The 20,783-nt window shown below is 60.9% G+C and carries 17 protein-coding genes and 1 pseudogene; 9 read left to right on the top strand and 9 right to left on the bottom strand.

Annotated elements, in window-relative coordinates:
* The 3 genes from JNB85_RS02235 to JNB85_RS02225 all read right to left on the bottom strand — a co-directional run bounded on the left by JNB85_RS02235 (position 1) and on the right by JNB85_RS02225 (position 3,833).
* Positions 1–1,611 (bottom strand): carboxyl transferase domain-containing protein, encoded by a 1,611-nt coding sequence (locus tag JNB85_RS02235; RefSeq protein ID WP_220332758.1) that lies wholly within the window; start codon positions 1,609–1,611, stop codon positions 1–3.
* The gene (locus JNB85_RS02230; protein ID WP_220332757.1) at positions 1,608–2,753 is read right to left on the bottom strand and encodes an isovaleryl-CoA dehydrogenase; all 1,146 of its coding nucleotides are present in this window, start codon (positions 2,751–2,753) and stop codon (positions 1,608–1,610) included. The genes JNB85_RS02235 and JNB85_RS02230 overlap by 4 nt, the downstream gene beginning before the upstream one ends.
* 66 nt (positions 2,754–2,819) lie before the next feature.
* Positions 2,820–3,833, bottom strand: coding sequence for an AraC family transcriptional regulator (locus tag JNB85_RS02225; protein WP_220332756.1), 1,014 nt, complete (start codon positions 3,831–3,833; stop codon positions 2,820–2,822).
* 145 nt (positions 3,834–3,978) lie between these two features.
* Here JNB85_RS02225 and JNB85_RS02220 point away from each other — a divergent pair, with 145 nt between their 5' ends.
* The 7 genes from JNB85_RS02220 to lpdA all read left to right on the top strand — a co-directional run bounded on the left by JNB85_RS02220 (position 3,979) and on the right by lpdA (position 12,041).
* Positions 3,979–4,746 carry a 3-hydroxyacyl-CoA dehydrogenase gene (locus JNB85_RS02220; protein ID WP_220332755.1) on the top strand — a complete coding sequence of 256 codons (768 nt, stop codon included), beginning with the start codon at positions 3,979–3,981 and terminating at the stop codon, positions 4,744–4,746.
* 23 nt (positions 4,747–4,769) lie between these two features.
* Positions 4,770–5,957, top strand: a complete 1,188-nt coding sequence (locus tag JNB85_RS02215; RefSeq protein WP_220332754.1) for an acetyl-CoA C-acyltransferase — start codon at positions 4,770–4,772, stop codon at positions 5,955–5,957.
* 13 nt (positions 5,958–5,970) lie between these two features.
* Positions 5,971–7,098, top strand: a complete 1,128-nt coding sequence (locus JNB85_RS02210) for an acyl-CoA dehydrogenase family protein (RefSeq protein ID WP_220332753.1) — start codon at positions 5,971–5,973, stop codon at positions 7,096–7,098.
* 61 nt (positions 7,099–7,159) lie between these two features.
* Positions 7,160–8,392 carry a thiamine pyrophosphate-dependent enzyme gene (locus tag JNB85_RS02205; protein WP_220332752.1) on the top strand — a complete coding sequence of 411 codons (1,233 nt, stop codon included), beginning with the start codon at positions 7,160–7,162 and terminating at the stop codon, positions 8,390–8,392.
* 1 nt (position 8,393) lies between these two features.
* Positions 8,394–9,407, top strand: a complete 1,014-nt coding sequence (locus tag JNB85_RS02200; protein ID WP_220332751.1) for an alpha-ketoacid dehydrogenase subunit beta — start codon at positions 8,394–8,396, stop codon at positions 9,405–9,407.
* A gap of 3 nt (positions 9,408–9,410) precedes the next feature.
* Positions 9,411–10,640 carry a dihydrolipoamide acetyltransferase family protein gene (locus JNB85_RS02195; protein WP_220332750.1) on the top strand — a complete coding sequence of 410 codons (1,230 nt, stop codon included), beginning with the start codon at positions 9,411–9,413 and terminating at the stop codon, positions 10,638–10,640.
* 3 nt (positions 10,641–10,643) lie between these two features.
* On the top strand, positions 10,644–12,041 hold the full coding sequence (lpdA, locus tag JNB85_RS02190; RefSeq protein ID WP_220332749.1) for a dihydrolipoyl dehydrogenase: 1,398 nt from the start codon (positions 10,644–10,646) through the stop codon (positions 12,039–12,041).
* Positions 12,042–12,071: 30 nt separating this feature from the next.
* Here the strand turns inward: lpdA and JNB85_RS02185 are convergent, their stop codons facing one another.
* Together JNB85_RS02185 and JNB85_RS02180 are read right to left on the bottom strand one after the other, a co-directional pair.
* Positions 12,072–12,530, bottom strand: coding sequence for a helix-turn-helix domain-containing protein (locus JNB85_RS02185; protein ID WP_183826891.1), 459 nt, complete (start codon positions 12,528–12,530; stop codon positions 12,072–12,074).
* Positions 12,531–12,754: 224 nt separating this feature from the next.
* A complete protein-coding gene (locus JNB85_RS02180) occupies positions 12,755–13,894 on the bottom strand; it encodes a glycosyltransferase (RefSeq protein ID WP_223216401.1) in 1,140 nt (379 codons plus the stop codon).
* A gap of 276 nt (positions 13,895–14,170) precedes the next feature.
* On the opposite strand from JNB85_RS02180, the gene JNB85_RS02175 reads away from it, so the two are divergent.
* Positions 14,171–14,539 carry a hypothetical protein gene (locus JNB85_RS02175; protein WP_220332748.1) on the top strand — a complete coding sequence of 123 codons (369 nt, stop codon included), beginning with the start codon at positions 14,171–14,173 and terminating at the stop codon, positions 14,537–14,539.
* Positions 14,540–14,637: 98 nt separating this feature from the next.
* On the opposite strand, the gene JNB85_RS02170 is transcribed toward JNB85_RS02175, so the two are convergent.
* The 4 genes and pseudogenes from JNB85_RS02170 to JNB85_RS30905 form a co-directional block, all read right to left on the bottom strand.
* The gene (locus JNB85_RS02170) at positions 14,638–16,023 is read right to left on the bottom strand and encodes an ATP-binding protein (protein WP_220332747.1); all 1,386 of its coding nucleotides are present in this window, start codon (positions 16,021–16,023) and stop codon (positions 14,638–14,640) included.
* 219 nt (positions 16,024–16,242) lie between these two features.
* Entirely contained in the window at positions 16,243–16,626 is a 384-nt protein-coding gene (locus JNB85_RS02165) for a hypothetical protein (RefSeq protein ID WP_220332746.1), read from the bottom strand.
* Between the two features lie 260 nt (positions 16,627–16,886).
* Positions 16,887–18,680 (bottom strand): glycosyltransferase family 39 protein, encoded by a 1,794-nt coding sequence (locus tag JNB85_RS02160; RefSeq protein WP_220332745.1) that lies wholly within the window; start codon positions 18,678–18,680, stop codon positions 16,887–16,889.
* Positions 18,681–18,943: 263 nt separating this feature from the next.
* Positions 18,944–19,546, bottom strand: a pseudogene (locus tag JNB85_RS30905) (glycosyltransferase); the annotation flags it as partial.
* Between the two features lie 385 nt (positions 19,547–19,931).
* Here JNB85_RS30905 and JNB85_RS02155 point away from each other — a divergent pair.
* A complete protein-coding gene (locus JNB85_RS02155; protein WP_220333090.1) occupies positions 19,932–20,720 on the top strand; it encodes a MipA/OmpV family protein in 789 nt (262 codons plus the stop codon).
* Positions 20,721–20,783: the final 63 nt, after the last annotated feature.

Here is a 20,783-nt window from a genome sequence, read left to right as displayed (position 1 = left end):
TCACATCCGGAAGACGCCGAAGCGCGGCCCTTTGGGGATCGGCGCATTCAGGCAGGCGGAAAAGGCAAGGCCGAGCACGTCGCGCGTCTGGCGCGGATCGATGATGCCGTCGTCCCAGAGACGCGCGGTGGCGTAGTAGGGATTGCCCTCGGCCTCGTAGCTGGCGCGGATCGGCGCCTTGAAGGCTTCTTCATCTTCGACCGGCCAGCTTTCGCCGCGCGCCTCCATCGCATCGCGGCGGATGGTGGCAAGCACGGAGGCTGCCTGCTCGCCGCCCATCACGCTGATGCGGCTGTTCGGCCAGGTGAAGAGAAAACGTGGGCGATAGGCGCGGCCGCACATGCCGTAATTGCCGGCGCCGAAACTGCCGCCAATGATGACAGTGACCTTGGGTACGGTGGCAGTCGCAACCGCGGTGACGAGTTTTGCCCCGTCCTTGGCAATGCCGCCCGCCTCGTAACGGCCGCCGACCATGAAACCTGATATGTTCTGCAGAAACAGCAGTGGCACGCGGCGTTGGCAGGCAAGCTCAATGAAATGCGCACCCTTCAGCGCGCTTTCGGAAAACAGCACACCGTTATTGGCGATGATGGCGACCGGCATGCCCCAGATACGGGCAAAACCGCAAACCAGGGTCCCGCCATAGAGCGGCTTGAATTCATGCAGCTCGGAACCATCGACGATGCGGCCGATGACCTCGCGAACGTCATAAGGCGAGCGCACATCCTCGGGGATAATGCCGTTGAGATCTTCGGGATCGAGCTTGGGTGCGCGAGGGGACTGAATGTCGATGTCGACTGATTTCACGCTGTTGAGATTGGCGACGATATCGCGCACGAGAAGCAGCGCGTGCTCGTCATTTTCGGCGACGTGATCGACGACACCGGAGCGGCGGCCATGGGTCTCGGCGCCGCCGAGCTCCTCGGCTGAAATGATCTCGCCTGTTGCGGCCTTTACCAGAGGCGGGCCGGCAAGGAAGATCGTACCCTGATTACGCACAATGACCGTTTCGTCAGACATGGCAGGCACATAGGCGCCGCCCGCTGTGCAGCTTCCCATCACGCAGGCGATCTGTGGAATGCCTTCGGCTGACATCTGCGCCTGATTGTAGAAGATCGCCCCGAAATGATCGCGGTCGGGAAAAACCTCGGCCTGATGCGGGAGATTGGCGCCGCCACTGTCGACAAGGTAGATACAGGGCAGCCGGTTCTGCATGGCGATTTCCTGTGCCCGCAGATGTTTCTTGACCGTGAGAGGAAAATAGGCTCCACCCTTCACCGTCGCATCATTGGCGACGATCATCACTTCGCGGCCGCAAACGCGGCCGATACCGGTGATGATGCCGGCACCCGGTGCCTCATCATTATACATGCCGTTCGCCGCCAGCGTGCCGATCTCCAGGAAGGGACTGCCGGCATCGAGCAGCAGCTGGATGCGGTCGCGCGGCAGGAGCTTACCCTTGCTCGTATGGCGCTCGCGGGCTGCTTGCGAACCGCCCTTGCGGGTCCTGGCCGAGCGGTCGTAGAGCTCATCGATCAGTCCCTTGTTCTTGATGCTATTGGCTTTGAAGGTCTCGCTGTCGCGATCGATTGCCGAGGTAATCACCGTCATGATGCGATGAGCTCCCGGCCGATCAGATAACGGCGGATCTCGTTGGTCCCTGCGCCGATGTCGTAAAGCTTGGCATCGCGCAGGAAGCGTTCGACAGGCCACTCCTTGGTATATCCCGCGCCCCCGAGCGCCTGGATCGCCTCCAGCGACACTTTCACGGCATTTTCGCTGGCAAAAAGGATGGCGGCGGCCGCATCCGAGCGGGTCGTGCGGCCGGCATCGCAGGCACGAGCGACGGAATAGACGTAGGCGCGTGATGAATTCAGCGCGACATACATATCGGCGATCTTGCCCTGCATCAGCTGGAAGTCGCCGATCGACTTGCCGAACTGCTTGCGCTCCCTCACATAGGGCAGCACCACGTCGAGGCAGGCCTGCATGATGCCAAGCGGACCGGCGGCGAGCACGGCACGCTCATAGTCGAGGCCGGACATCAGGATCTTCACGCCGTCGCCTTCGCGGCCCATCAGTGCTTCTGCCGGCACCTCGCAATCCTGAAAGACCAGTTCCGCCGTATCGCTGCCGCGCATGCCCAGCTTGGAAAGCTTCTTCGAAACACTGAAGCCAGGCATGCCCTTTTCGATGATGAAGGCCGAAATGCCTTTCGGTCCAGCCGTCGGATCGGTTTTGGCGTAGACGACGAGCACATCGGCATGCGGCGCATTGGTAATCCAAAACTTCGTGCCATTGAGGATGTAGCGATCACCCTTGCGCTCGGCCTTGAGCCGCATGGAAACGACATCCGAGCCGGAGCCGGCTTCGGACATGGCAAGCGACCCGACATGTTCGCCGGAAATCAGCTTTGGCAAATAGCGTCGCTTCTGTTCCGCTGTGGCCCAGCGGCGGATTTGGTTCACGCAGAGATTGGAATGAGCGCCGTAGCTCAAGCCCACGGAAGCCGAGGCACGCGAAATCTCCTCCATGGCAACGACATGTTCGAGATAGCCGAGACCGGCACCGCCGAATTCTTCTTCCACGGTGATCCCGTGCAGGCCAAGCGCGCCCATCTGTGGCCAGAGCTGGCGTGGAAACGTATTGCTTTCATCGATCTCCGCTGCGAGCGGAGCAATCGTATCGGCGGCAAATCGCGCCGTCGCCTCGCGGATCGCGTCCGCGGTTTCGCCCAGCGAAAAATCAAACATGGCATTCCTCCCGCTACAATATGTAGCGCGGGTTGCTGCCGCTTCAAAGCTCCGCTCCCACGAAGCCTATTCCCACTGTGCCGATTTCGCCTCCTCCCGGCGGAAGGCATCGGGGCTCTTGCCCACCCATTTCCGAAAAGCGCGAAAGAAGGCGCTCGGTTCGGAATAGCCGAGCTGCACGGCGATCTCGCCGATGGTCTTCGACGTATTCAAAAGCATGTTGACCGCGAGATCTCGGCGGATATCGTCCTTGATGCCGGCATAGCTCTGGCCCTCGTCATGCAGGCGATGCCTGAGTGTCGAAGACGGCATGCGCATGTCCTTGGCGAGCGTTTCAAAGCTCGACCAGGCGGCGGGAGAGGTCTGCGAGAGACGACGGCGCACGGCGGCAGCGATCCCGGCATCATAGCGATAGCGCACGAGGATATTGGCGGGCGCCCCCCGCAGGAACTGCTTCAACGCCTGTTCGCTGCGCGAAATCGGCAGATCGAGCAGGGCGCTGTCGAAGCCGAGCCGGCTGATCGGCTGCGAGAAGCGTACCGGTGCGCCGAAGAAGAGCCGGTAGTCGGCACCCTGGCCAGGTTCTGCGCAGCGAAAATCGACGAGCCGGATCGGGATGCGCCGGCCGACAAGCCAGCAGATGATGCCGTGCAGGATGATCCAGTAGGTACGATAGGCGAAGGCCGAGCGCGGCTCGCCTGCGTCGCGAAGCTCGATCTGAGCCAGCCCGTCGCGGGCGACGAGCGTGCCACGCGGATCGTCCAGCACTACGTCGAGGAAACGCAAGGCTCGCCGCAGGGCGTGGCCGAGTGTCGGCGCATGCAACACGCAATGGCAGAGCAGGGTGAAACTGCCGCTGCGCATTGGTCGGGCGCCCATGCCGAAGAATTCGTCGTCGAGTTCAGCGGCGATCGCCAGCCACAGCGCGCCATAGGCTTCAGCTGAAACCGGTAGATCGATCCGCTGCGGCAGGCCGAGCTCGGTCAGAAGAGGCGCCGTCGGCTTCCCAAGGCGGCGCAGGCTGTCGAGCGCTTCCTCGACGAAACCCGGTGCGATCATACGTCGCTCGATTTCGGCCATCGCTGCTTCACTCCGCTAACCAATATGGCAAAACTGGCCGAAATAATGGGGCAATTCTGTCATCGCTTGCAATAGGGCGAGAGAATAGAATCCTTGTTCGGGCAGACTCTGGAGGAGATGTCTGCCGGGCAGGGAGGAGCGATCCGTGCAAATCCGCGGCGCAAGTTTCATCGTTACCGGTGGCGGCTCAGGGCTCGGAGCGGCGACTGCACGCATGCTTGTCGATGCCGGGGGGCGTGTGACGATCGCCGATCTTAATTTCGAAGCAGGCGAGGCGATCGCCCATGAGCTGGGACAGGATGCGCGCTTCATCAAGGCCGACGTGACCGATGAAGAGGACGGTGCGGCGGTGATTGCCACGGCCGCGGATGCTTTTGGCCCACTTCGTGGACTTATCAACTGCGCCGGCGTGGCGCCGGCCGAAAAGGTGATCGGGCGTGACGGCCCGCACCGGCTGGAGAGCTTTGCCCGCACGATCGGCATCAATCTCATCGGCACCTTCAACATGATCCGGCTTGCCGCCGCCGCTATCCAGGCTGCGCAACCGGATGCCGAGGGCGAGCGGGGTGTGATCGTCAATACGGCTTCGGCCGCCGCCTTCGACGGGCAGATCGGTCAGGCAGCCTACTCTGCCTCCAAGGGCGGTGTCGCCGCAATGACGCTTCCGATCGCCCGCGAGCTTGCGCGTCACGGCATCCGCACTGTGTCGATCGCCCCCGGCATATTCGAAACGCCGATGATGGCCGGCATGCCGACGGAGGTCCGGGAGGCGCTCGGCAAGAGCGTGCCTTTCCCACCGCGTCTTGGGCATCCGGCGGAGTTTGCCGCGCTGGTGCGTCATATCCTGGAAAACAGCATGCTGAACGGCGAGGTCATCCGCCTCGACGGCGCATTGCGCATGGGCGCGCGCTGAGCGCCTGGCCCGAAGGAGGAAACATGACCCTGCAGGATCCTATCGTCATCGTCGGTGCAGCCCGTACGCCGATCGGCAGTTTTCAGGGTGAACTCAAGGATGCCGCGGCCCCTGAGCTTGGCGCAGCTGCAATCCGCGCAGCACTCGAGCGCAGCGGTGTCGCCGCTGACGCAATCGAGGAGGTCGTTTTCGGCTGTGTATTGCCGGCAGGACAAGGTCAGGCGCCGGCCCGTCAGGCGGCGATCCATGCCGGGCTGCCCTTTGCGACAGGCGCAAGCACCGTCAACAAGATGTGCGGCTCCGGCATGAAGGCGGTCATGATGGTCCATGACCTCATGGCGGCGGAAAGCGCTTCGGTGGCGGTCGCAGGTGGCATGGAAAGCATGACGAATGCGCCCTATCTCCTTGATCGTGCCCGTGCGGGTTACAGGCTCGGCCATGGGCGGGTCGTGGACCATATGTTCCTCGACGGGCTGGAGGATGCGTATGACAAGGGGCGCTTGATGGGCAGCTTCGCGGAGGATTGCGCCGAAGCCTATCAGTTTACGCGTGAGGCGCAGGATGCCTATGCGATGACCTCGCTGACGCGGGCGCAGAAGGCGATTGCCGAAGGCTATTTTGACAGCGAAATTGTGCCCGTTACGGTGAAGTCCGGCAAGGCCGAGCAGGTTGCGAGCCGCGACGAACAGCCGGGTAAGGCGAAGCCTGACAAGATCCCGACCCTGAAGCCGGCCTTTCGTGACGGCGGTACGGTGACGGCCGCCAATTCCAGTTCGATTTCCGATGGTGCTGCCGCGCTCGTTCTGATGCGCCGCTCGGAGGCGGATCGCCGCCATCTGAGGCCGCTTGCCACCATCCTCGGTCATGCCACGCATTCGCAGGCACCCAATCTCTTCGCCACCGCACCGATCGGCGCTTTACAGAAGCTCTCGGATCGCGCCGGCCTGCGGCTCTCCGAGGTCGATCTCTTCGAGATCAACGAGGCCTTCGCCGTCGTGGCCATGGCCGCGATGCGCGACCTCGACCTGCCGCATGACAGGGTCAATGTGCATGGCGGCGCTTGTGCGCTCGGCCATCCGATCGGTGCGTCCGGTGCGCGTATTTTGGTGACGCTGCTGTCGGCACTGGAACGCTATGACCTGAAGCGCGGTATGGCCGCACTTTGCATCGGTGGCGGCGAGGCAACCGCCGTCGCCATCGAGCGGCACTAGGGAAGGGGAGCCGATGATCCTTTCCGAACTTCAGCAGCAGATCCGCGATCTCGCCCGCGACTTCGCTCAGGAAAGGCTGGCGCCGGGCGCGGCGAAACGCGATAGGGAATCTCTCTTTCCCCGCGAAGAATTGAAGGAAATGGGCGAGCTTGGGCTGCTCGGCATGCTGGTGCCGGAGGCCTATGGCGGATCAGATACGGGCGTCATCGCCTATGCCGCAGCACTTGAGGAGATCGCCGCCGGTGATGGGCCGTGCTCGACGATCATGAGCGTGCACAGTTCGGTCGGATGTGTGCCGATCCTGAAATTCGGCAATGAGGGGCAGCGCCAGCGCTTCCTGCCGAAGCTTGCCAGCGGCGAATGGATCGGCGGTTTTGCGCTGACCGAGCCGCAAGCCGGTTCCGATGCCTCGAACCTGAAGACACGAGCGCGGCGCGACGGCGATGACTATGTGCTCGATGGCGCCAAGCAGTTCATCACCTCCGGCAAGAACGGGCAGGTCATCATCGTCTTCGCCGTCACCGATCCAGATGCCGGCAAAAAGGGCATCACCGCCTTCATCGTGCCGACGGATACGCCTGGTTATGAGGTTATCCGCGTTGAGGAAAAACTTGGACTCCATTCCTCAGACACCTGCCAGATTGCCTTCACCGGCATGCGCATTCCGGCCGAGCTCAGGCTCGGCGAGGAGGGTGAGGGCTACCGGATCGCGCTTGCCAATCTCGAAGGTGGACGGATTGGCATTGCGGCCCAGGCCGTCGGAATGGCGAAGGCTGCCTTCGAGGCGGCGCGCGACTACGCCCGCGAACGCAGCGCCTTCGGCAAGCCGATTGCCGAACATCAAGCCGTCGCCTTCCGGCTCGCCGACATGGCGACCAGGATTGAGGCGGCGCGCCAGCTCGTTTTCCATGCGGCCTCGCTGAGGGAGGCCGGGCAACCTTGTCTGTCGGAAGCGTCGATGGCCAAGCTCTTCGCTTCGGAAATGGCTGAACGCGTCTGTTCCGACGCGATCCAGATCCACGGCGGCTATGGCTATATGGCCGATTATCCGGTCGAACGCATCTACCGCGATGTGCGCATCTGCCAGATCTATGAGGGAACAAGCGACGTGCAGCGCATGGTAATTGCCCGCAACCTATAACAATGAGGCCCGGCTTCTGGAGGAGAGGAGCGGGGCCGATAAAAGGGAGGAAAAAGACCATATGGTGGAATCTGCGAGTTTGAGCCTGCACGTCCCCGAACCCGCCGTCCGCCCGGGCGGCCGCCCCGATTTTTCCAACGTCAAGATCGCCAAGGCCGGATCCGTGCCACGGCCGGCGGTCGACGTCGCGTCTGAGGAGATCCGCGAGCTCGCGTATTCGATCATCCGCGTACTCAACCGCGACGGCGAGGCCGTCGGTCCGTGGGCTGGCTCATCGAGTGATGAGGAACTGCTGACCGGGCTTCGCAACATGATGAAGCTGCGAGCCTTCGATGCCCGCATGCTGATGGCGCAGCGGCAGGGGAAGACGTCCTTTTATATGCAACATCTCGGCGAAGAGGCGGTCAGCTGCGCCTTCCGTAAAGCGCTGCGGAAGGGAGACATGAATTTCCCGACCTATCGCCAGGCCGGCCTCCTGATCGCCGACGACTATTCGATGGTCGAGATGATGAACCAGATCTATTCGAACGAGAGCGATCCGCTGCACGGCCGGCAATTGCCCATCATGTACTCGTCCAAGGAACACGGCTTCTTCACGATCTCGGGCAATCTCGCCACGCAATATGTGCAGGCGGTCGGCTGGGCGATGGCCTCGGCGATCAAAAACGATAGCCGCATTGCGGCCGCCTGGATCGGCGACGGTTCGACGGCGGAATCGGATTTTCATTCGGCTCTGGTTTTCGCCTCCACCTACAAGGCGCCTGTGATCCTCAACATCGTCAACAATCAATGGGCGATTTCCACCTTCCAGGGCATTGCCCGCGGCGGATCCGGCACGTTCGCCGCCCGTGGCCTCGGCTTCGGCATTCCGGCGCTGCGCGTCGACGGCAATGACTATCTCGCCGTCCATGCGGTCGCCCGCTGGGCGGCGGAGCGGGCACGACGCAATCTCGGCCCCACGCTGATCGAATACGTCACCTATCGCGTCGGCGCCCATTCGACCTCCGATGATCCAAGCGCCTATCGCCCGAAGACGGAATCGGAAGCCTGGCCGCTCGGCGATCCCGTCTTGCGGCTGAAGAAACATCTGATCGTCAGGGGCGTCTGGTCGGAGGAGCGCCACACACAGGCTGAGGCCGAGATCATGGACGAGGTGATCGAGGCGCAGCGGCAGGCCGAACAGCACGGCACGTTGCACGATGGCGGCAAGCCCTCGGTGCGAGATATCTTCGAGGGCGTCTACGCCGAGATGCCGCCGCATATCCGTCGCCAGCGGCAGAAGGCGGGGTATTGATATGGCCCGGATGACAATGATCGAGGCCGTGCGCAGCGCCATGGATGTCTCGATGGCGCGCGACGACAATGTCGTGGTCTTCGGTGAAGACGTCGGCTACTTCGGCGGCGTCTTCCGCTGTACGCAGGGCTTGCAGGCAAAATACGGAAAGACGCGCTGCTTCGACACGCCGATCAGCGAATCCGGCATTGTCGGCACGGCGATCGGCATGGCGGCTTATGGGCTCAAGCCCTGCGTCGAGATCCAGTTCGCTGACTATATGTATCCGGCCTACGACCAGCTAACGCAGGAGGCGGCGCGTATCCGCTACCGCTCAAACGGCGATTTCACCTGCCCGATCGTGGTGCGCATGCCGACCGGCGGCGGTATCTTCGGCGGCCAGACACACAGCCAGAGCCCGGAGGCGCTGTTTACCCATGTCTGCGGCCTGAAGGTGGTGGTGCCGTCCAACCCCTATGATGCCAAGGGCCTGCTGATATCAGCGATTGAGGATCCCGATCCTGTCATGTTCCTGGAGCCGAAGCGGCTTTATAACGGACCTTTCGATGGCCATCACGAGCGGCCGGTGACGCCATGGTCGAAGCACGAACTCGGTGAGGTACCGGAGGGGCATTTTACGATCCCGATCGGCAAGGCCGAAGTGCGGCGCACGGGTTCGGCCGTCACGGTCGTTGCCTATGGCACGATGGTGCATGTGGCGCTCGCCGCCGCCGAGGATGCCGGCATCGATGCGGAAGTAATCGATCTCCGCAGCCTTTTGCCGCTCGACCTCGATACGATCGTCAAATCCGTCACCAAGACCGGGCGGTGCGTCGTCGTGCATGAAGCGACCCTGACATCGGGTTTCGGCGCCGAGATCGTGTCGCTGGTTCAGGAACATTGCTTTTATCATCTGGAAGCCCCGGTCGTACGCGTCGCCGGCTGGGATACGCCCTATCCGCATGCGCAGGAGTGGGATTATTTCCCGGGACCCGGCCGCGTCGGACGCGCGCTTGCCGAAGTGATGGAGGCCTGAGCCATGGGCGAATTCATCGTCAAGATGCCCGATGTCGGCGAAGGTGTCGCCGAGGCAGAAGTTGTCGAATGGCATGTGAAGACAGGCGATCCGGTGCGCGAGGACATGGTGATCGCCGCCGTCATGACCGACAAGGCGACCGTCGAAATTCCCTCGCCCGTTAACGGCACGGTGACTTGGCTTGCCGGTAATATCGGCGATCGGATTGCCGTCAAGGCGCCGCTGGTGCGCATTGAGACGGCAGCGGCGACCGGAGAGGCGGAACCCGAGGCCGTTTCTCAGCCGCAGCCCGTTGAGCCGGTGCAAGCAGAAGCTCCGAAACCCGTTCGGAAGGCACTGCCGCCGGCAGTTCCGCCGGCCGAAAGGCCACTCGCTGCGCCATCGGTACGTCTGTTTGCCCGCGAGAGCGGCGTGGACCTCAGGCAGGTGCAGGGCACGGGGCCGGCCGGCCGTATCCTGCGCGAAGATATCGAACAGTTCCTGAACCAGGGTTTGGCGCCCGCTCCGGCGCGTACCGGCCTGGCAAAGAAGACGGCGACCGAGGAGATCAAACTGACCGGTCTTCGCCGCCGTATTGCCGAAAAGATGGTGCTTTCGACCTCACGTATTCCCCACATTACCTATGTGGAGGAGGTGGATATGACGGCGCTCGAGGAACTGCGCGCCACCATGAATGCCGACCGCAAGGCCGGGCATCCCAAGCTGACGGTTTTGCCCTTCCTCATGCGGGCGCTCGTCAAGGCGATTTCCGATCAGCCCGATGTCAACGCCACCTTCGATGATGATGCCGGCATCATCACGCGCCATAGCGCCGTGCATATCGGCGTTGCCACGCAGACGCCGGCGGGGCTCACCGTGCCTGTGGTGCGCCATGCCGAAGCGCGGGGCATCTTCGATTGCGCAGTTGAAATGGGCCGGCTGGCGGAAGCGGCACGTTCGGGCACCGCAACGCGTGACGAACTGTCAGGCTCGACCATCACCATCAGCTCGCTCGGGGCGCTCGGCGGCATCGTCTCTACGCCCGTCATCAACCATCCCGAAGTGGCGATCATTGGCGTCAACAAGATCGCGACACGGCCGGTCTGGGACGGCACACAATTTGTGCCGCGAAAGATGATGAACCTCTCCTCCAGCTTCGACCACCGCATCATCGACGGTTGGGATGCGGCAACCTTCGTGCAGCGTATTCGCACGCTGCTCGAAACGCCGGCGCTCATTTTCATCGAAGGCTGAGCCATGAAAGAGATTGTCTGCAAGCTCCTCGTCATCGGCGCCGGCCCCGGTGGTTATGTCTGCGCCATGCGTGCCGGCCAGCTTGGGATCGATACCGTCATCGTCGAGGCCGGCAAGCCCGGTGGCACCTGCCTGACGGTCGGCTGCATTCCCTCCAAGGCGCTTATTCATGCGGCAGAGGAATTCGATGCTGCGCAAAGCATGCTGGCGGGCAAAAACCCGATGGGCATCCGTGTCGAGGGTGCCTCCATCGACTTCGCGAGAACGATCACCTGGAAGGACGGCATCGTCGGTCGGCTGACGAGTGGCGTCTCCGGCCTGTTACAGAAGGCGCGCGTGAAGATCGTCCACGGCCGCGCTCGTTTTCGCGACGGCAAGACTGTCGAGGTTGAGACGGAAATCGGCCAGCAGATCATTCGTGCCGAGACCGTCGTCATTGCCACGGGCTCCGATGCCGTGGAACTCCCGAACCTGCCTTTCGGCGGCCGTGTTATTTCTTCGACCGAGGCACTGTCTTTGGGCGAATTGCCGAAGAATCTCGTCGTGGTCGGCGGCGGTTATATCGGGCTGGAACTTGGGACAGCTTTTGCGAAGATGGGGTCACAGGTAGCGGTGGTCGAGGCGACGCAGCAGGTGCTGCCGCAATATGATGCCGATCTCGTGCGGCCCGTCATGCGCAAGATGACCGAGCGCGGCATCCGCGTCTTGACCGGGGCGAAGGCTGTCGGCCTTTCCGATGCTGGCGACGGACTTGTCGTCGAAACGCCTGACGGCCGGCAACAGGTGCTTGCCGCAGACCGTATTCTGGTGACCGTCGGCCGCCGTCCGAGGACGGCAGGCTCAGGCCTCGAAGAGCTCGATCTCGACCGCGTCGGTCCTTTTCTCAGGATCGACGATCGCTGCCGCACATCCATGCGCGGCATCTATGCCATCGGTGACGTTACCGGCGAGCCTATGCTGGCGCATCGGGCCATGGCGCAGGGGGAAATGGTGGCGGAAATCGTTGCCGGAAAGAAGCGCGCCTGGGACAAGCGCTGCATTCCGGCGATCTGCTTTACCGATCCGGAAATCGTCAGCGCCGGCCTGTCCCCGTCAGAAGCACGCGCCCAGGGCTATGATATCAGGACCGGCCAGTTTCCCTTCAGCGCCAATGGACGGGCGATGACCATGCTCGCTGAGGAGGGATTCGTGCGGGTGGTGGCGCGGGCCGACACCAATCTCGTCCTCGGCCTGCAGGCGGTGGGCGCCGAGGTCTCCGAACTTTCGGCCGCCTTCGCGCTTGCGATCGAAATGGGCGCGCGGCTGGAAGATATCGCCGGCACGATCCATGCGCATCCGACGCGCAGCGAAGCGGTCATGGAAGCGGCGCTGAAAGCCCTGGGGAACGCTCTTCATATGTGAGGACATCGGACAGTATTGCCCGCATTCACTTTACTCTGTGCGGGATTCCTGTTCGTCCATTCTCAACGCGTTCCGCGGAACGTCGTCGCTTTCGGCCTGCGCCATCGCCTTGACGAGCGAGATGACCGTCTCGCGAATGCGTCGGTCCTCGATCTTCATGAAGGCCCTGTTGAGGACGAGGCCTTCCTTCGACCGCAGAAATTCTGCGACCGGGTCGACAGGGGCAGACAAATCAAGGCCTGCAAGGCTCGGCGCTTCCCAATCATCCTGCTCGAAAAAGAAAGCCGGCGAGGTGCGCAGCACATCGGCGATCTTCTGCAGGCGGCTTGCGCCGATGCGATTGATGCCCTTTTCGTATTTCTGAACCTGCTGGAAGGTAACGCCAATCTGTTCGGCGAGCCGCTCCTGGCTCATGCCGAGAAGCTGTCTGCGCCTGCGCATGCGCATGCCGACATAGGTATCAATCGCGTTCGGTGTTTTAACGTTCATGGCTTACCTTCTGTCTCTTTTGCATTCATTCCACAGACTTGTAGACGGCATCGGACCGCTTTTCCACGATTTGTTTTTAATACCCTATGATGGCGGATGTTGGCCGGCTCTGCTTTCGATGAGCTCGGCGCAAAATACAACGCGTTGAGAGCGGGACGCCGGCGGCAGGCCATTCCTCGATCACTACGCATGCACCGGCGTCATCATCGCCATCAACCTGAGCCTCAGTCGATGTGGTGCGATTGCCCGGCATCGCGGCGACGTGCGTCGCGTCGCGATGCCGCAACCTCGATGTAAAATTGCAGCACCTTGGCAACGCCTGCAGCCCGGGAGAAAGGCTCCATGTCGTAGTCCATACGCGCCAAACGGTTATCGCCATCGGATCCAAGCGCATCCGCCAGAGCTTCCGACAGATTTTCGACAGAACCCGGCTCGACGAAGCGCACCGGATGTTTGCGCAGATATTCTGACGGTCCCTCTGTCGCCGTGGCGATGATCGGCAGCCCCTCATGCATCGCCTCGAGAATGGCAAGCCCCGCCGATTCCTCTCGTGACGGCGAGACGAAGAGATCCAGATTGCGCAGGAACCCCGGCACATTCTTGCAATGGCCGAGCAGATGGATGCGGCTGTCGCCCTTTGCAAGCTTTTCCAACGCTGGGCGCTGCGGTCCTTCGCCTGCGATCACCAGGGCAGCGTCTGCAGGTGCGGCCCGCACAAAGGCCGATATCAGAACGTCGTTTCCTTTGCTCGGATGAAGGCGACCGACCGCACCGACGAGCCTGGTTCCAGGCGGGATGTTCAACTCGGAGCGCAGGTCGAGAGCCTTGCCATGCTTGACCTCCGGCAACCAGTTCCAAACCAGACCCGCATGGCCGGTATAGGCGCCGAGGCGCGGCAACTGTGCCCGGTTCACACAAATCACCCCGTCGAGCCGCGCGTGCTGCTTGGCTTTGAACCCGACATGCAAAGTGGCAACTCTGGTGACGGTATCAGGAACAGTCGCAAGCGCCTTGCAGCCGGAGCTTAGATGACCATGCGCGGTGTCGATGCCTGCCGCTGCAATCAGCCGTCGCAGGCGCCTGCACCGCAGAAACGGCATGGTGAAACGGTGAAGCACGACCTGTCGGTTGACGAGCTCGGCGACCGGGAGGCCGCGCGGTACGACAAGGTGAACCTCGTGCCCCAGTGCGGCTTGCCCGTTTGCGAGATCGATGCAGTATCGCTCCGATCCCGCAAGTTCGGACGCAAACAGCACATGCAGGATGCGTTTTGTTGCGAGTGGCACGCGATCGGCTGAATAATCGCCACCCGCCTGAAATTGCTGAATCTGCTTCACTTTCACACTCGGGTCTTTGTTGGCCATGATCGCTGTTCCCAATGACAGGACGCGACTACGGCACGCAGCCAGGTAAAAGTGGATAAAGTCTTGTTAAGAGATGTGGGCGATCTCTCGTCAGAACCCGCGCCAAGCGTTTGGACGCTCGATACAAGATGTTGCGGTGGACGCGACGTTTACGAAGAGCCAATGCTTCGCAGGATTACGGTATGGGAACCGAAAACATCCCCCAGGGCCACGATGACGACATAACACCATGGGGCAAGGAAGAGTGCCGTGGCCAAACAGGCCGAGAGATAATCGTTGGCAGCCGCCCGCCGTTTTCGGCTGGTTCCCCGACGATCCCAGCTGCCGAGCGACGCAAGACACGAGCCTGTGCAAAGTGTTGCAAGAAACGCGAACTGGATGCAGCTCGCCCCGGCCAGGAAAAGCACGAGAGCGCATATTGCGAAGCTGATCGTCTCTCGCTTGACGATCGAAAAAGAAAACCGGGTGCGAAGCCAGTTCTTAGGGAGACGTATCGACGACCTATCCGAGGCCGGTTTTCTGGTCATCATCGGTGGTTCCAAGTGGACGAAACCAACTACGCCACAGATTTTCGCGAAAGTGGATGAAGTGATGTTAAGAGGCGTTTCGAGCATGTGCTCGTTCGATGCAAGCCTCTGTTCTTGAAGCGGATCGCCGGTCTTCGAAAGACCGCATGATGGCTGATCTCGGTCGCTAGCCAGGCACGGTTGATCAAGCTTGCATATTTCGGCACTTGCGATCGCTCACACTTTCACGGCCCCCGGCGAGCGCGTCTCTTCTCGGGAAGTTGAGACGATCGGTTCAATAGGCGGCAGCCCGATCTCTACGATCAGGCCATGCGGCACGGTGTTGGCCAGCGTGAGCGTGCCCGAATGAGCTTGAACAATATCCTGGACGATGGACAATCCCAGGCCAAATCCTCCCCGGTCGTTCCGTGCCGAATCCAATTTATAGAAAGGCTCCAGGACGTTGGCCTGGAACTCGGCGGGAATGCCGGGTCCGTCGTCGGTGACGCAGATGCTGACCGTACGATCTGGTTTGACGAGAAGCTCGACATCGACATGTCCGGCGAATTTCGTGCCGTTGTCGATAAGATTGGCGATCGCGCGCTTCAGCGCGTGAGGTTTGCACGGATAGGCGAAGCGCTCGGGTCCATGATATGCCACCGAATACCCCATATCGGCAAAGTCATTGCAAGCCGTCACGATCATGCTCGGGAGGTCCGCCCTGAGCTGGTTCTCTCTGGATATGTCTTTTCGCAGATAGACCAGCGTCTCTTCGACCATGAGTGTCAGAGCGTCAACGTCGGCCAGCAGCGCGTCCCGCAGCAACGGTTCGCTGGAGCGCTCGGCCCTCAGGCGCAGACGCGTCAGCGGAGTTCTGAGATCGTGGCTAATTGCGTGCAGCATGCGCGTGCGCGCATCGATCATGGCACGTATGCGGCTTCGCATGTCGTTCAACGACTTCGCGAGCGCTCTGACTTCCAGTGAGCCAATCTCCTCGAACGGGCGCTCTGAGCCTTTGTCCGGATCGAGATCCTGCGCGGCGCGAGAAAATCGAAGAAGCGGCGAGGCGATCATCCGGCTTCCGTAGAGGGACAGCAGAATGACCGGCACGATGAGGGCCATCGTCGCCAGAAGATCACTGATTTCGCGATCGGTGATGCGCGAGTCATGCACGGCAGGCGGCGGTGAGAAAGCCAGGGCACGATCGTGATCAACCGCAACCACGAGCACCTGCGTCAGATGACCCGTCGCCGTCCCTGAACGAAGTATGACGTCTGTTGTCGGCGAGAGATTGTTTTTTATCTCCTGGCGGAAGTCATCCTCTTCTACCGGCTGTTCAGGGCCATGCAGTTCGACGGCTGGCACTTCTTCGACCAGCAATCCCGTTTTAGTGACCGTGTCGAGGATAGTCGACGTCTGTCCCGCTGTTTCTGCTGCGCGCAACATGTCGACCACGAGTTCTATGCGCATTGCAACGGACCGCGCCTGGGAGACGCTTTCCGGTTCCTTGATCGTCAGATGCTCGCTGATAGTCCCGAGGATCGCGAAAAGCACCACCGGCCCGATCGCAAGTAATGCAATCTGCCTGCGGATCGACCCCGCAAAAAATCGCGCCAGTATCATTCCGCGCTTTCCTGTTGTCACAATCAGTTATCCGCTGAGCCATCGCGACTTTCAGCCTTAGCATTTACAAACGTCGCTGAACTGCTTGCATATAGCTCAATCCGTCAACTATGCGCGGCAAGGCCCAGCGATGTCACTCGGAGAGATGTTTTTATTTGTTAAGGCGGGGGAGCCGGTCTGCCGAGCAAAAAAATGCGGGGAAGCAAGCCCCGCCCGCGCCTAGTTGAAGCGCGCCGTCGAGGAGGGCGGAAATGCCGCGTCAGGAGAGCCGAGGTTCCTCCGAACCCTTTTGAGGAACGCCTCCCGGTCGAAGAGAGCCGATTGATCTGCTGTCGCGGGGTCGTGGTTGGGCAGCACAAAGGCCTGGATGTTTACAACAGGAAGATTGCAGAGAGTTCGAACCTCCCCGATCGCCGACGTGACCGTCACGACGATCCTGCACGGGAGACGTTCCAGCGCGAGCTCCAGCTCCGTCCTGTTTGCGGCATTGCTGACGTCGAAGCCACCGCTTCGCAAGACTTCGCTCGCGAAATATGATCCTCGTTGGCCTGGAATATAGACGAGAACCGATTGCAGGTTGGACGCTGGGGTCTTGCCGCTCATCGACGTTTCCTATTGGATACCGGCCGCGAAGCTAACAGACCGCGTTTCAAAAGTGGGTTTCGTTATGTTAAGTCTTGTGTGCCGCGGTCTTTTGCGTTCAATCAGCGACCGCTGAGCGCTCCGGCATGTACGGCGCCCTCTACGGGTGTTGTGTCGGAATGTGTCCGAATCTTGAGAGATGCCGCTCACTGGGCCGACATTGCGCCGTCCGCTCCTGAACGAGCAGGCGTTCTCAATAGCACCCGCGAGGCCAGAGAGAATCACTGCGCAGAAGGCAAGGGACGGCTGCGCAGGCCATAACCAATTCTGTAGAAAAAACGGCCTGCGTCGCTTTGATTTTTTTGCACGATGCGCGCTTCTACCGGGCCGATACTATCGAACCATGCCGCAATGCCGTCCTCGGCGACGCTCTCCTCCTTCAGCCCATACATAATCGCTACCCTGCCTTCATATGGACGCGCGGATCCCCAGATGCCGAACATCAAGCCGTCTTGTCCGAAGAGGTTCTGGCTGGTGATGTCTGTGAGAGCCGTGCGTCCGCCGCGGTAAAAACCAAGTTCGCTGGCGATACTGTAACTGTCCATGCCGACAAGCATCGGCAAGTAGCCTGTCTCGGCAGCGACCTTGGCTTTGATCTGCTCCGCGACGACAACAAATTCCTTCCAGGCGACCGGCAGGCCACGAAGGCTGCTCGAATAGCCGATAAACGGCAGTCCAAGTGCCAGGTAGTGCAGCAACAGCGCGAAAGCCAAGGTGCTCGATACTACACCGACCTTCACGGCGGCAACCATACGCGGCATGCTGCCATCTTTGATCGCAGTGGCGACAATTCTGGCCATGACCGGCAGCAAGGACAGCCAAACCGGACCGGTCCAGTTCATTTTGACCATATGGACCAAGCTAAAGACGCCAAAGACGGCAAGGGGCACCACCGTAAAGACAGTGAGGAAGGCGGTTGTTCTGTGCACATCGATTCGGACGGAAATCCGAAGGATCCTGCCGGTGGCAGCACCGGCGAGGAGGAGACCGAGAGGGCCGAGCAAGGTTGCGACGAACAAGAGAAAGGTCGGGGTCGAAAAGTTAATCTCGTCGGATATCCATCGCTTGGATCCCTGAAACTGGAACGAGGCCCAGTCGTGGCTGGCATTCCAGGCGATGACCGGTGAAAAAAGGGCGGTCGCTACGACGGCGCAGATGTATGGCCATTTTGTCGAAAGCCAGTGCCGGGAGCGAGGATCGACGATCAGGAAGACGAGTGCGGCAGGTCCAAGCAGGGCGATCGTGTATTTCGACAGCATCCCAAGGCCGATTGAGACGCCCGCCCCGAGCCAGGCTTTCGGGTAATCTGCGATGATCGCACGCTGCAAGAAATACAATGCTGCCGACCACGCCGCCGTCAGGGGAGCGTCCGGGGTCGTCAGCGCGCCAATGGCGAAAAAGAAGGGAAGCACCGACAACAGAAGCAGAGCCAGGAAAGCCGACATGCGACCGAAGAGATCGCTCGTGAGCCGGCACATGAAATAAGCAGTCACGAGCCAGGACATTGTAGCACCGGCGCGGACGCCGAATTCGGTGTCGCCGAAGACCATAGTGCCAAACGCGATCACCCACGCGACCATCGGCGGATGGTCAAGATAGCCCCAGGCCGGATGCTGAGCATAGGTCCAGTAATAAGCTTCCTGCGGCATGACATCGATGACGCCCTGATAGAGCAGCCTTATGATGACAATGTAAGCGACGAGGCCGACAGTCGCCATCTTCCATTGTGCCGGGCGCGAAGGAGCGGAAGCGCCCCGGAAGACGTAGAACTCATTGCCGATGTAACTGACGACGCCGCCACCGATGATGCCGGCACTCACCGCCAGCAATATTGGAAGGCCGAGTTCCGCTGCTGTAGCGATGAACCCGCCGCGCAGCGCCAGCGCCATCACCGCAACGACAATGAATCGCGTGAACTGCGTGCCGCTCTTCGGGCGATCCACGAAGGAGAAGCTGGAATGTCCGAAATAATTGCAGACGGTTGCGACACAAAAGCCTGAGACGTGAGCCACCATGATGCCTGCGCCGAGCGCCTGCGAAAAAACACGACCAGAAGGTCCAGGAAGAAGCCTGCAATACCGACGATCATAAAGCGTTGAAACGAGCCTGAAATCATTGGCGCCCCTGAAAATCGCGCCAGTTGCCCGAGATAGGCAATGAACTGGCTTGCCCCGATTTTTGAGCTGCCATGCAGCCGCTCGGAAAACGAGATCGGTATCTCGCAAATATCGAGCCGGTCGCCGCCCGCATGGATGGCCTCAAGTCCGATCTTGAAACCCTCGGTGTGGGCGCCTGCGGCCAACAGGCAGGGCCGGCGAATGGCAAAGAAGCCTGATAACGGATCTTTGATATCCGTGAACAGCGCGGCAAATGCAGCACCGAGGCGCGAAAGTGCACGGCGGTGAACGGCCCAGCCGATCGTTGTCCCGCCATCGACATAGCGGCTGCCGATCGCCATGTCATAGCGGCCGGAAGCGACGGGGGCGATAAGCTGGCGGATCGACGAAGCCGGATGGCTTCCGTCGGCGTCCATGACGACGACGACCGAAAACTTCGCCTGTGCGGCTGCCGACAGAACATCCCTGGCCAATCCACCGGCCCGACCATTGGCGATGAGGGAAACCGGGTGGTTTTTCTGCCAGCGCGCCACTTTCTCGCATGTCCCGTCCGTCGACCCGCCGTCCGCCACGATGATTTCGAACTCGAAGTGGCCCCGGATATGATCGACGATTTCGCGGAGCGTGCGGTCGATGTTTTCCGCCTCGTTCAGGGTCGGGAGGATGATCGAAACCGATGGGCGAGCGCTGGCTGCGGCTAATCCCGGAAAGGGGGCCGTTTCGGGACGCTCCGTCTTCCGTAGCGGTTCCAGGTGGGAAAACATGAATCTCTCCAGGCAACGATTTCAAGCGTCGTCGGGTGTCGATGACGCAATTGCCTGGGACTATCTGTTTCGCTTACGGAGCGGCTTTAAGTGTTGTTAAGGTGTACGCCGAATTGTTGCGCGCGCAGTCTGCTCAGATTGAGTGCGCCGCGGATATCGCGTTGAAATGCCTGTTCAGGCACCTGAACATCCGCAGCGCGGCTCCTCATGCAGCGCGCTCGGAAATGTTTCTTAACAACACAAAATCCATTCCAAAACGATTTCCCCGCACTTTCGCCGCGGTGTCAGCGTGACGCGCCACCGAAACGCCGCGGGAGCAAACATTGTCATTCATAGTGAAAAATACTGCCTGGTTATCGCCGCTTCGCTGGCTGTGCCCCTTTCAATGGGCGGCGTGGCAGAAGCCACAGATGTGAATGGCTTTGACGACGGAGGTCGGGGTGCTGTCACACCGGGAGAATCAAGCCGACCCGCCGGCGTCCGCGGCAAGCTTCACGATTGGGACGTGGTCCTTGGCGCGGGGGCGATATATACGCCTAAATTTGAGGGGTCGAAGGACTACAAGGTCGTCCCTGTCCCCTTAATTTCGGCATCGTTCTTCAATGATTACGTTCACATCGGCCCGACCGGACTGCTCGTCGATCTTTACAAGGTCGATAACATCAAGGTCAGCGCCAAGGGCGGCATCGAATTCGGTCGTGATGAAGACGACAGCGATCATCTGGAGGGGCTGGGGGACATCGACACCGGTGCGGTGGTCGGCGGCGTCATTTCCTACCAGCTCGGACCGGTCGAACTCAGTGCCGGGATCGACAAGATCATCGGCGGCAGCGATGGTCTCACTGGCACGTTCGGTGCGGAATATTCCCGTTTTGCCGGGAAGTTCATTTTTTCTACGGGGGCTTCGGTCACTTGGGCGGACAAGAACTACATGAAATCCTACTTCGGCGTCACTCCGCTGCAGTCAGCAAGGTCTGGCCTCGGAGTCTATGATGCCGGCGCGGGCTTCAAGCGTGTCGATCTGACTGCGTCCGTCACCTATTTGGCATCCGAGAACTGGTTCATTCGCGGCCAGGCCGAACTCGGGATCCTGACCGGTGACGCGCGCAAAAGCCCTATCGTCCAGAAGGAAATCCAGCCATCTGTCATGATGTTCGTTGGCTACAAGTTCTAAGGCCGCCCCTCAAACAGGCCCTCTCCGATCACGAAAGCTGGTCAGAACGAACGTTGTCGGAGG

Source organism: Rhizobium mesosinicum, from assembly GCF_019511345.1.
In the GTDB taxonomy this organism is placed as follows: Bacteria; Pseudomonadota; Alphaproteobacteria; order Rhizobiales; family Rhizobiaceae; genus Rhizobium; species Rhizobium mesosinicum.
The sequence above is the reverse complement of the archived record's forward strand: the minus strand, read 5'-3'. Positions and strand labels throughout refer to the sequence as shown.